The organism is Chryseobacterium artocarpi (assembly GCF_001684975.1).
Lineage (GTDB): Bacteria > Bacteroidota > Bacteroidia > Flavobacteriales > Weeksellaceae > Chryseobacterium > Chryseobacterium artocarpi.
On the sequence record NZ_MAYH01000012.1, the window covers coordinates 699,822 to 712,361 of the forward strand.

Sequence of the window (12,540 nt, forward strand, 5' to 3'; positions counted from 1 at the left end):
AGCGATGAATTGACATCAGTTACAAAGTATGACTTATAATCCATAATAAATGGAACCATCAACATGGTGGTTCCGTTTGTTTAAAAATTGCATGATCCCAAAATGAATAAAAAAACAAAGTATTATCAAATTACCGAAAGTATTGATCCAAAAATAATAGGCCGAAGTGGTCTTCCATTAACTATCGAAATTTCAGAAAAGAACTTTAAATTACAAAGTAGCACTTATGTGGTTGACTTTAACAAGTATTTCGAGAATAAGGATCAAGCTTATAACGATTTGCCAGAAAAAATTGTTAGTAAAATGTATCAAAAAAAAGGGCCAGTTGATATAATGGGTATTATGCCACATCATCTAATTATCTTGTTTGTAATTAGTGAAAAAGTTAAAAATATATTTGAAAATTTAAAGGTTAATAAAGCGGAATATAAACTTAAAGAATTAAAGGTTCAGGGGACGAATGACCCATTCTATTTTTTATTCGTTCCTATTCATAAAAGTTCTGAAACTATTAATTTTGAGAAAAGCCTTTTTATAGATAATGTTAACGAAATCGAAAGAAATTTTGCAGATTTTGCAACTTACCAATTAGAAAGTAAAGCTCATAAATTTCGAACCAAATCTATTTGTATCAACTCTAACCTCCAAAGCAATGATATAATCAGAATACAAACAATCAAGACCTATTTTAGTGCACGTATAATTGATACATTTAAAAAGGAAAATGTTATCGGTTATGATGTAATTGAAAAGGGAGATTTTAAGGTAGATCTAAAATTCTCCTGACATATGTTGATGTGAATGCTTTTGGGAACCACCTTCAATTTTTAAAGGAAGCAGAGAATATGCTTATTGAAAGCAATCATGAAGTAACAGCTGAATTGAAGAGTACTATTAAAATTGTTTTTGATACAGGATTTAAATACTAATGGGTTTCCTTACTTTATAGGTTTAGAAAGGCAATTCTCGATATTATCAGAGAAGAATGATAGGGAAAAATTAGTTAAAGAGATACTATTCTTCAGTGACGGTAAAATAGTGATAAACAAATTTTGGACTTTCAAAGAGGATGACGGACAATGGAAAGTCCTCAGTCTGGTTGAATAGTATATCGGGATGAAAATTATATAAAAACACATGAAAAATCTGGAAGAAAAATTTTGGTTGTGGTCTTTAGAAAAACAGAACCATATGTATGCGAATATTGAGATTAAAGATTGTCAGAAAGAAATATTTGCTAGTCTTAATGCGCAATTAAGTGCTATTGATGAAAATCTGATTTTTGAATTCAGCCCTATTCATGAGAGTGGAATTAGGGAGTTTTCAATTTCAGCAGATGGTATGAAGGAATCATCTGCGAATGTAAGGAAGCTGATAATGTTGAGTCCTGATTTGGAGAATTGGAAGTTTAATGCTTTTAGCCAGCGAATACCGAAGGATAATTATACAATCAACTACGAGGGATATAACATAAGTTATGATGATATCTTTTATAGATATTCTACATCAAGTAAGGGACCGGGAATTGAGTTGAATATCAGAGATTATGATGAAACCGGGAAAATGTAAGAGGCTGTTAATATTCTGCTTGATGGGCTTTTGGGAGAGTATGATGTTACAATGAATATCAATTGGATTGATTGGAAGAAACTTGACGAGAAGCAAAAGGAGCATTTGAGCAAATTTGCAGATCTACGTCAACTGGTAGATATCCATAAAAAATGAAAAAAATAAAAACAGTTATCAAACTGTATATCTATAAAATAAAAATTTTTAAAAAAAATTATCATGAAAATTAATCTACTTTTTGTTTTTATAACTTCAATACTGTTTGGTCAAAATAAGTGGAAAGACTCTATCGTATATAGCAGATATTCTGATGGGGAGCAGGAGTATATTGGTGGTAATATCAAACTCTATAAAGATGTACATGAAATTATAGAAAAGAAGAAACTCAACCCGTGCGAAAATAAAAAGGAATTATATATTGCAGAGGTTGTTGTCTACCCTGATAAAACGATAAAGTTATTAAAAAAGCAAAATATCGAAAGTGCCCGCAAAAATAAATGTGCATTTGAATTAACGCAAACTGTTTTAGAAGATTTACAAGGTTGGATACCCTCGGAACTCAATGGAAGAAAAGTTCCAGCAATTCAAAAGATAATCATGTTTCCTGATAGGTTATTTGAAAACTATAAAGAAGGTTATGATCCAATGGATTATTACGATAGGATAGCTGAATTTCCAGGTGGAAATAAAGTTTTTAGAGAACAATTCAGTAGAAAGGTAAGTACTAATGGTTTTAAATTTGATCGGTCTGGACGAATATATTTGAAATTTAAAGTGGATAAAAATGGTAAAGCTTTTGATTTTATAGTGAATCCAACATCAGGGAATATCGGATTTGATAGAATGGTTATTAATGCTGCCAAAAGCATTAAAGGCACTTGGAAACCTGGTAATATACATGGTGTTAATGTAGAAACTAAGCTGGAAATTCCACTAACAATTAGTGAAGATTAAAAATAGGTATAAAGCTGGTGCCTGGATATTCAATATGAAACAATTACAATTTCGGAACTCATTAGATTTCCGTTTTAATACGCTATAGTTGCCTTTCAAATGGGAGTGTAACTCAAACTGTTTATTTTTGGAAGTTGTTTAGAGTTACCTTGAAAACTTACATTATTAATAAAGTGGAGTGATAGTATCTTATTGCTGATTACTAAACTTATTTTTATATTTGTAGTATTAAACTAAAATCGTTCTTTAAATCTTTTTGTTAGATTTTGTAGATTAAAATATTAGTGGAGTTGTGGCAAATTCGTGGCTATTGCTGAAAATCAATCATAAAACGATCTCATTTTCAGTAGATTGTGAAAAATAGTTCGAATCCCTCACTCTCCGCTAAGAGGATCTTCAAACGAAGATCCTCTTTTTTATTTATAAGTAATCTTTTTCATCATGAAAAAAATAGCACTTTCCTTATTTGCCCTTTGCGTATATACCGCTTCACAGGCACAAAGCTTTGATCTTATTCCACTGGGAATCTATGGTGGCGAGCATGAAGACAATCTATCAGCTTATTTAGTAGGAGCTCCTAATGAAAATGCATTCTTCTGTCTTGATGCAGGAACCGTAAATGCAGGTATCAGAAAAGCTATTGAATTAAAAAGTCTTAACGGATCTGCAGAAGAAGTTCTGAAAGATCAGGTAAAAGGATATTTTGTTTCACATGGTCACCTGGATCATCTGGCTGGATTGATCATCAATTCTCCGGCAGATTCTAAAAAAGATATTTTTGGTATTGCTCCTGTACTTCAAATCCTGCAAAATCATTACTTTATCACTGATACCTGGATTAATTTTGCAGATCAGGGACAAAAACCAATCTTAGGAAAGTATCATTATAATGAACTTAAAGAAGGTGTAGAAACTCCAATACAAAATACCTCGATGTTTGTAAGCGGTTACGAACTAAGCCACGTAAACCCTTATAAAAGCAGTGCTGCATTAGTAAGAAAAGGAAATGATTATTTACTTTACTTGGGAGATACAGGAGCTGACAGAGTAGAAAAATCTGATAAACTTGATCTTCTTTGGAAAAATATTGCACCGCTTGTAAAGAAAAAACAACTGAAAACTATACTGATTGAGGTTTCTTTCCCAAACAGTCAGTCTGAAAAGCTTTTATTTGGTCATCTTACTCCAAATCTTTTGACAGAAGAGCTCACCAAACTAAAAGAAAAAACAGGACAAAAGAATCTGGAAGGTCTTAATATTGTAGTAACACACAGAAAACCTACAGGAGATAATCCTGAGATTATTAAAGATGAACTACTGAAAAACAATCCTTTAAAAGTAAATTATATTTTCCCTGAGCAAGGCAAAAAAATTAGTTTACCTTAATAATAGATAAAAGATGAAGCAGAGAATGTTTCATCTTTTTTTATTCTCAAATTTCAAACAGAATATTTTTGCAAGATTCTACGCTATCTTATTCGTGGCAAACTACTGACAAACTGTTGTCATCCTTTTTCCATAATTTTACGTAAAATAAAGACACATGACACCTGTAAACGAAAGAAAAACAATTTCCATCAATTCCAGCGCAGAATGGAGAACATGGTTGGAAGCAAATCATCAGACAGAGCAATCCATTTGGGTTATTTGTAATACAGTGAAATCAAATTTACCCGTTGCTCGCTGGAGTGATCTTGTGGATGAGTCACTTTGTTTCGGATGGATAGACAGCACAAGAAAGCCGATTGATCAATATTCTTTTATGCAATTGTTCAGTAAGAGAAAACCTAACAGTACCTGGTCGAAGATCAATAAAGAAAAAATTACAAGGCTCATAGAAGATAACCTGATGAAAGAAGCTGGATATGAAACCATCAGAAGAGCACAGGAAAATGGTTCGTGGAATATTCTGGATAGTGTAGAAGAACTTATTATTCCTGATGATTTAGAAGAAGCATTTAAAATTAATATAGGATCAAAGGATTATTTCTTAAGTTTGAGTAAATCACTGAAAAAAATGATGCTGCATTGGATTGTGTTTGCTAAAAGACCAGAAACCCGGCAAAAACGTATTGATGAAATAGTAACACATGCGGCAAGAAAAGAAAAACCGAAACGTTTTCAGTAGATTTTAATCTTAGATAAGTTTTCCAAACCTTTCATCCATAAAAATCCTTCATTCATTTCTTTGTTTTCTTAGTTCATCGTTTTCTACTTGAACAGAGAAAATGATTACAATAGCTTTGACCTATCAAAATTAATAATAGAAAACAATATAACTTATGAATAAGGAACTCATTTTTTTTAAACATTTGCTTTTACAGTAGTTATAGGGATCATCTTTTTAACGGCTTCAGCATTCAGTACAGATGGTCGGTAGAAATTTACCGAAATAGATGTTGAAAGAATCAATATTGTAAAAAAGGATGGTACGGTGAATTTGTTTTCGCTATTGATACAGCAAGGAAAAAATGTCTGCTGAGTGAATCTAATTTAAAGGAAATTGAGAATAATCTTCATCTCTCTGAGTTCTTCAGAATCAACAGAAGTGAGCTTGTTCATAAAAAACATGTTGAAAAAATAGAACGTTACAATAAAAATACTTTATCTATTAAAGTAAAAGGTGTGAATGCTCATCTTATCACCAGTCAAAGCAATACGGCAATCTTTCGAAAATGGATTGAAGAATGAAAAAACATATGAATTTATTGATGATTTTAAAATAAAAGAGTTTTTGCATTATCTTCAATTTTTACATCTAATCCAAAAAAATATATTTACTTTAATGAAAAGCTAAGGTTTTATAGCTGTTTTAATGTAAAGTAGGATTCTATTTCGACAATTTTATCGGGAATTTACTATTATCAAGAAGACAAAATTTACTTTAACTTTGCTAATTGAATGTTATGAGCCAATTATTATATTTTTGGTAATAATATTATATAGGTTAAGACTAATGATAAATAAGAGCTTAAAGAATTCGGGTATTAATTTAGGTGCTAGATGATATGGAATATAAATTCTTAAATTTTAGATTAAGGAAGGTTGTTCATTATTCGTTGATTATCTGTATTTTATTGATACAGGTGATTATCGGGATATTTTTTTATAACGAGGTCGTTAATGAGAAGAAACTACAGTTTATTAAAACTCAATTGGAAGAAAGTAGAGCTTTGGGTGGCTTAACTGATAATTCAAGGAAAGATTTTATGGACGCGCAGGGACATCTTCAGAAATATATGGTGACTCAGGATAATAAAGATCTACAGTTATACTTTGAATCCCTTAAAAAACTTAAGCTGAATTTTGATAAGATCGGTGAGTATGAAAATACAAGCCCGAGACTGAAAAAGAATCTGGCGCTTCATAAACAAGATACAGTAAAGGTCAATAAGCTGAAAACATTGATTGATTCCGTATATGAAACTTCTTTGAACCAGCCTGCAAAGATAGAGGAGAAGCAATATGAACCAAAGAAGTATAAAGATGACTTCGATGATTTCAATATACAGACTCGTACCTATGCAGACACTATTAAGAAGAAAGGCTTTTTTGGTCGTTTAAAAGATGCTGTAACAGGGAAAGTAGATGTTCAGAAAGAAAGTACTGTAATTACTCTAACGAATAATAAAACCATAGATATTTCCCAGGTAAAATCCAAAATGGATAACACGCTGAAGTCTATGGATAAGCATTATGCAGCTGAGGTAAAAAAGGTTCAGCAGGATGCAGCAAGGAAACAGAAAGATAATCTGCAGTTTTACAGTAATTTTAATAAACTCCTGGTTTACAGTAACGGACTGATTGATGTGTATGAAAGTGCAATCAAAGACTTCAAGACAGAACTTGAAAAAGAGTACAGTAAACAAAGTTCCGATAATAATAAAATCAGAAGATATCTTGTATTAGGTTTGATGGTTTTAATGTTTATTGTATCGATCCTGATTATGTATTTTACCCGAGTTGCATTTATCTATGAAAGAAAGCTGGATGCAGCGAATAAGGAAATTAAAAACAACCTGAATTTCAAAAACAGAATTTTAGGAATGCTGAGCCACGATCTGAGATCACCTTTAAAGATTATCAATATTTTTATTGATAAGATTCACAGGACAACAGAAGATGAAACCATTAAGGATTACCTGAAATCTATTAAATTTACGAACAGTACCTTGCTTCTTCAGTCTAATCAGATTTTGGAATACACAAAGAATCAGGATGCAGAAAAGAAACTGATCAACTCGGTTTTTAACCTTAAAGATGAGATCGGTTCTATTGTAAAAGTGATTACGCCATATTTGGAGACAAGAAATAATAAGTTTGCAGTAACGGACAGAATTCCGGAGGATGTGGTTGTATTTTCGGATAATATAAGAATTAATCAGATCTTTATGAATATCCTTGGAAATGCTAATAAATTCACGGAAAACGGACACATTGATCTTGTGATGTTCACAGAACCTGCCGGTAAAGATAAAATCACCCTGATCACAACAGTAGGAGACACAGGAGTAGGGATCTCGGAATCTGATCTGAAAAAGATCTTCGATCCTTATTACCAGGGAACAGTATCTGATGAAGTAGATAATCTTGGTGCCGGACTTGGTCTGAACTTAGTTAAAGAAATTGTAGAACTTTTCGATGGTAATATCTCCGTTGAAAGCAAGCTTCACAAAGGAACAAAAGTAACATTCAGGATAAATTTAAATATCAATAATAAATAATGGAAACGCCAATTGAAAACAGAGAGATCACATTCCTTTTAGCAGATGATCACAGTATTGTAAGACAGGGAATGGAGATTGTCATTACCGATATCGTTCCCAATGCTAAAATTTATCATACATCATCTTTACAACAGGCTGTAGAGCTGGTAGAGTCTAAGGGAATAGAAATGGCAATCATTGATGCTCACTTTCCGGAAGGAAACAGCCTGCATATTTTGCCACAACTTAAGCAAGCTAATCCCGATCTGAAAATTCTGATTTTTACAGGTCTTGAGGAAGATTTATATGCACTTAAATTCATCAAGGCAGGTGCAAACGGATATTTAAGCAAACTAAGCGAAGAAGAGGAAGTAAGAGATGCTATCACCAATTTTGTAGAAAAAGGAGAGTACCTTTCCGATGTTGTAAGAAACTTACTGGTACAGTTTGTTTACAATCCGTCTCTGATAAGCCCATTGAGTGCTTTAACCAAAAGAGAACTTCAGATTGCAGAATTATATGCAGAAGGTCTTGGCAATCTTGAGATTGCGAATAATTTAGATATAAAGCAAAATACAGTAAGTACTATTAAAAAGAATATCTTCGAAAAATTAAAAATAGACAACCTGGTTGAACTGATTGATCTGATTAAAACACATCATAAGATATAGTGTTTTTTAAGCTCTGTTATGCACTTTTTAAATATTGAAAGAAGTCTTATCGATAAATATCTATAACGCGTCCGATTTGTATCTACGGGTTTGATAGGTGATAATATTCTTCAATGTCGTTACTTTGCAGTATAAAATTTACCCAATGAAATGTAAATGTTTTTTTAGCTTTTTCACTTCATAAAAATAGGTAAATGAAACAACTATACAAATAATAAACTATAGTTATATAAAACGCAAGTGATGAAAATAAAATAAGAAGTGTATGAATACCTTTTAGTGAGAACTTCTTGAAAAAACCAAATGATCGATAAGAAAAAAAACACAAATTACTATAAGGAAGTTCAATTGGTAGGTTATTAGTACAATAAAAAAAGGAGGCAAGATGACCTCCTTTTTTTATTATCTTATATCTTGATTTTCAAAATAACATATTTTTTTGCCACGAATACATGAGTAGATTGATTATACATTAGCCTATCAGCCTATATTGTTATGTGGTTAAAAACAATGTAGATCTATATTATAAAAAATTAACTGAACTTTTGAATCGCTTCTGCACGTACAGGAGTAAAGAAATTAATCATATTACCATCCGGATCACAGAAAAGGAGAGAGCGGTTGCCCCAAGGCATTGTTGTAGGTTCCTGAATAATATTCTTTGTTAAGCCTTTGATTCGTTCAAAATCATCATCTACATTAGAAACTAAGAACTCTATAATCGTATTTATATGGCTTTTGGCTTCTGTTGATTGCTCTACACCAAACATTTTCATTGTGCGAATGCTTCCTATGGCAAGGGTAATAGTATTTGTTTTAAGTTCTGCAAAATCTTCTGTATACCATTGTGCTGTGAAACCTGTTGCTTTTTCATAAAACTCTACAGATTGCTTGATGTCTTTGGTAATGATTCTTAATGATGCTAGTTTCATATAATTTTATATTTAAATAATTTGATACAAAGCTAGGCTCAGTTTATGACAACAGAATGTCAGGAGTATTTAAAATAATGTGAAAAATAAAAGGATATTCCAAAATGCTGAAATATCCTTTTAAGTTTTTTATTGATTGTTGTCTTCCTGAATTACAATACTCTTATTTCTTTGTGTATGAGCAGAAAAATATCCCAAAGCTCCATTGCTGATATTGCTTGGCGGATTGGATGGAGTAACTCCGCTGCCATTCGAAAGATCTAAAAGCGCACTGTAATAAGTGAATACTTTTGTATCAATACATTGCATTTCTACATGAATCGTATCGCCAGCCACTACCTGATGATCTGCCCCTTTTCTGTCATCATTAGGAAGCATAATTGGGCGCTGATTAGGTAAGCCATTGTTAATATTGTCAGAAAATACATCAATGTACTTTTTATTCATATTATTGATGGTAAAGCTAAACAAATAACGATTCCCCAAAGCCACAGGATCAGTGTATATCGGTAAAAGTGTGTAGCTGGTTCTATCTCCGAATTTAAAAGAATCCTGTTCCAGACCTTCAAAATCTATTGCCTCAGGCATTGTACTTTGAGCAATATATTGTTGTCCCTCTGAAACAACCTTTAAAGTATACGTTCTTCCCGGAACTCCCACAAAGGTTGAGGTTTGGTATATTCCGTCCCCAATATGCAGTAATGTCTCTGTCTGCCCGGTATTATCACTTAAAGTAACCTGAGCATCTGCTACTGCCGGGTAAAGATTAGGATTGGAAACCGCTACAGACTTTGTAATCCTGATCGTATAAGGTCCCGATTGATCCGTTATATTTCCTTCAATAACAATTTTTCCGCTCTGATCAGCCAGATCTACGTCTATTTCCTTTTGACAAGAAGTGACTAAAAACAAAGATAATATGATTAAAAAAATATTTTTCATGATTTAAAATTTGAAATTATAAGTGATGTTTGGCACCCAGCGGAATAATGAAGTCTGCATGGTACGAGTAGTTCCCGGATTATCTGGGTTGTCTTCAAACATAATGGTATATGCATTTTGACGTCCATAGATATTATAAATACCGAAAGTCCATGAACCACGGAAACGTTTATTAGATTCCGGTTCGTAGGTTGCACTGAAGTCCATTCTATGGTAAGCTGGCATTCTGTCTGCATTTCTGTTGCTGTATTGGAAAACAGTTTGTCCGTTCAGCTCATACTTTCCGGTAGGGAATGTTACTGCATTTCCGGTGCTGTAAACAAATAATCCTGAGAAAGACCATTTAGGATTCAGCTGATAAGTTGCTACTACAGAAAGATCATGGGTTTTATCCATTCTGGCATTATACCATTCATTATTGTTAATTCCATCGATTTTTCGCTCAGTTTTAGATAGCGTATAAGAAATCCATCCTGTAAGTTTTCCGCTTTTCTTTTTAGCAATAAGTTCAAGCCCGTAAGCCCTTCCTTTCCCGAATAAAAGCTCACTTTCTACATCAGCAGCAGTATCAAAAGTAATCTGAGCTCCGTTTTTAAAATCAATCTGATTCTGCATAGACTTATAATAGATCTCAGCATTCAATTCATAATTATTGTTATTGAAATTTCTGCTGTATCCTAAACTGATCTGATCTGCTATCTCCGGTTTTACCGTATAGCTGCTTCCTATCCATTGATCTGTAGGATTACCACTGTTGGAATTGCTTAAAAGATGCAGATTTTGTGTATTTCGGGAATAAGCTCCTTTCACACTGCTTACTTCATTGATACGGTAATTTGCTGAAACTCTCGGCTCAATATTCACATATGTTTTCCCAAACTTTCCTTTCTCAAGAAACTGGCTGTCGGTAAGAACTCCGTTTTCATAAGTATTAAACGTATCTCCACCTAAAACGCTGAACATCGAAAGTCTTGCTCCGTAATTAATGGTAAGAGCTTCCGTTGCTTTAAAATCATCGTTAATATACAATGCATTTTCCCATGATTTTCTCGGGTTTCTTGGGTAGCTGCTTACACTTGTCCCGGAAGCACTGCTTGGAGTAATCGTATGATAAATAGACTGAAGTCCAAAACGAACAGAATGTTTATTTCCGGCAAACCACGTAAAATCCTGCTTAAGATTCCAGTCCTGGATCTTAGAATTTAGCCCAAAAGTATTATCATTGCTTCTCAGACTGATTTTGTAATCATAATTACTGTAGATAAATGACGTATTTGAAAACAATTTGCTGTTTATAATACTATTCCATCTCAATGTAGCCGTAGTATTTCCCCAATCAGTTGAAAATGTATTCCCTAATCCCAGAACATCTCTCCCAAAATATCCTGAAAGATAAAGACGGTTATTTTCATTGATTTGATAATTTGCCTTTAGATTCAGGTCATAGAAATACAGCTTATTGTCTTTATATTCCGGTGAAGTTTTAAGAAACAGATCCGCATACGTTCTTCTCCCCGAAACAATGAAAGAAGATTTTTCCTTTTGAATAGGTCCTTCCACACTCAGCCTGCTGCTGATCAATCCGATTCCTCCGTTGATATTATAATCCTTATTATTTCCGTCCTTCATTTTCACATCCATTACAGAAGAAAGTCTTCCTCCGTACTGTGCAGGGCTGTTTCCTTTAATAATGCTGGCATCTTTCAGAGCATCACTGTTGAAAGTACTGAAAAATCCCAATAGGTGAGAGGCATTGTACACCGGAGCTTCATCCAACAAAATAAGGTTCTGGTCTGTAGCACCTCCTCTCACACTGAATCCGCTGCTTCCTTCACCATTACTTTTGATTCCCGGCAAAAGTTGTATTGTTTTCATGACATCTTTTTCTCCAAAAAGAACCGGAAGCTTTTCTATATTTTTAATACTCAACGTTTCAGAACCCATTTGAGCTGACGTTAAATTTTTATCCTTTTTAATACCGGTAATCACAACTTCATCAATAGCTTTTGAAATCTGCTCCTGCTGACTAAGTGGAAGGTCTAGTTTTATATTTTGATTAACAGTTATTTGCTGTTCAAAATCTTTATATCCCGGATATGAAATAATCACCTTGTAGTTTCCTTCAGGCAATGAAAGAGAATAAAACCCATATTCATTGGCGATTACATTAATGGAGGGATCCTCAGCTACTTTTACATTGACTCCGATAAGTAATTCGCCGTTCTTCTGATCTTTTACGGTACCGCTTACCTGGTATTTTTGCTGTGCCATAGCCCAACTGCTGAAGCAGAGTGCAGCCGAAGCAGCAGCAATCTTAAAAAAAGATGTTTGCATTAGTTTATTTTTTTAAAGTAGTAAAGCTCTTTATTATAGATTATAGTTTTGTCGGATTAGTTGAAGAGAAAGGGAATTAGTTACACGCTAAAGCTTTAATTATGAAATAAATCCATCAAAAAAAGTGTTTTTTCTCCATTTGATGAATAAATTTTAAAAGTATACAGACAATGATAAACGTAAATTGTTGTAAGGATTACAATTTTATGCTTTAAATAGTGATTTATTTATATGATTTAAGCTATTGTTTGAATAAAATGAATTATTTCTTTTTATTTAATGAATTTTATTTCAAATTTTGGAAAAATAAACCTTTATTTATCAAAAATGGTATAGAAAAATCTGGAGATGGGAGCGTAATGAATTAGTTTTTCAGAGTTTATACGGTTTTTCATGGTTAATTTTAAATTATACTCATTACCAAAACAGCAG

The 12,540-nt window shown here is 32.9% G+C and carries 11 protein-coding genes; 8 read left to right on the forward strand and 3 right to left on the reverse strand.

Features of this window, described 5'->3' with window-relative positions:
• The first annotated feature begins 102 nt into the window (after nt 1-102).
• The 8 genes from BBI01_RS07570 (at nt 103) to BBI01_RS07605 (ending at nt 7,900) form a co-directional block, all read left to right on the forward strand.
• Nucleotides 103-786, forward strand: a complete 684-nt coding sequence (locus tag BBI01_RS07570; protein WP_065394059.1) for a hypothetical protein — start codon at nt 103-105, stop codon at nt 784-786.
• A 351-nt stretch (nt 787-1,137) separates the two neighbouring features.
• The gene (locus BBI01_RS07580) at nt 1,138-1,569 is read left to right on the forward strand and encodes a hypothetical protein (RefSeq protein ID WP_065394061.1); all 432 of its coding nucleotides are present in this window, start codon (nt 1,138-1,140) and stop codon (nt 1,567-1,569) included.
• A gap of 219 nt (nt 1,570-1,788) precedes the next feature.
• Nucleotides 1,789-2,523 (forward strand): energy transducer TonB, encoded by a 735-nt coding sequence (locus BBI01_RS07585; RefSeq protein ID WP_065394062.1) that lies wholly within the window; start codon nt 1,789-1,791, stop codon nt 2,521-2,523.
• Nucleotides 2,524-2,964: 441 nt separating this feature from the next.
• Nucleotides 2,965-3,909 carry a 3',5'-cyclic-nucleotide phosphodiesterase gene (locus tag BBI01_RS07590; protein ID WP_065394063.1) on the forward strand — a complete coding sequence of 315 codons (945 nt, stop codon included), beginning with the start codon at nt 2,965-2,967 and terminating at the stop codon, nt 3,907-3,909.
• A gap of 157 nt (nt 3,910-4,066) precedes the next feature.
• Nucleotides 4,067-4,651 carry a YdeI/OmpD-associated family protein gene (locus BBI01_RS07595; protein ID WP_065394064.1) on the forward strand — a complete coding sequence of 195 codons (585 nt, stop codon included), beginning with the start codon at nt 4,067-4,069 and terminating at the stop codon, nt 4,649-4,651.
• A 323-nt stretch (nt 4,652-4,974) separates the two neighbouring features.
• Nucleotides 4,975-5,214, forward strand: a complete 240-nt coding sequence (locus tag BBI01_RS23185; protein WP_083190054.1) for a LytTR family transcriptional regulator DNA-binding domain-containing protein — start codon at nt 4,975-4,977, stop codon at nt 5,212-5,214.
• A 317-nt stretch (nt 5,215-5,531) separates the two neighbouring features.
• Nucleotides 5,532-7,247, forward strand: coding sequence for a sensor histidine kinase (locus BBI01_RS07600; protein WP_065394065.1), 1,716 nt, complete (start codon nt 5,532-5,534; stop codon nt 7,245-7,247).
• Nucleotides 7,247-7,900, forward strand: a complete 654-nt coding sequence (locus BBI01_RS07605; protein WP_065394066.1) for a response regulator transcription factor — start codon at nt 7,247-7,249, stop codon at nt 7,898-7,900. The genes BBI01_RS07600 and BBI01_RS07605 overlap by 1 nt, the downstream gene beginning before the upstream one ends.
• A 533-nt stretch (nt 7,901-8,433) precedes the next feature.
• On the opposite strand, the gene BBI01_RS07610 is transcribed toward BBI01_RS07605, so the two are convergent.
• From BBI01_RS07610 to BBI01_RS07620, 3 genes are all read right to left on the reverse strand, one after another.
• Nucleotides 8,434-8,832, reverse strand: a complete 399-nt coding sequence (locus BBI01_RS07610; RefSeq protein ID WP_065394067.1) for a VOC family protein — start codon at nt 8,830-8,832, stop codon at nt 8,434-8,436.
• Between the two features lie 129 nt (nt 8,833-8,961).
• Nucleotides 8,962-9,774 carry a DUF4249 domain-containing protein gene (locus BBI01_RS07615; protein ID WP_065394068.1) on the reverse strand — a complete coding sequence of 271 codons (813 nt, stop codon included), beginning with the start codon at nt 9,772-9,774 and terminating at the stop codon, nt 8,962-8,964.
• Nucleotides 9,775-9,777: 3 nt separating this feature from the next.
• Nucleotides 9,778-12,108, reverse strand: a complete 2,331-nt coding sequence (locus BBI01_RS07620) for a TonB-dependent receptor (protein WP_065394069.1) — start codon at nt 12,106-12,108, stop codon at nt 9,778-9,780.
• Nucleotides 12,109-12,540 lie beyond the last annotated feature (432 nt).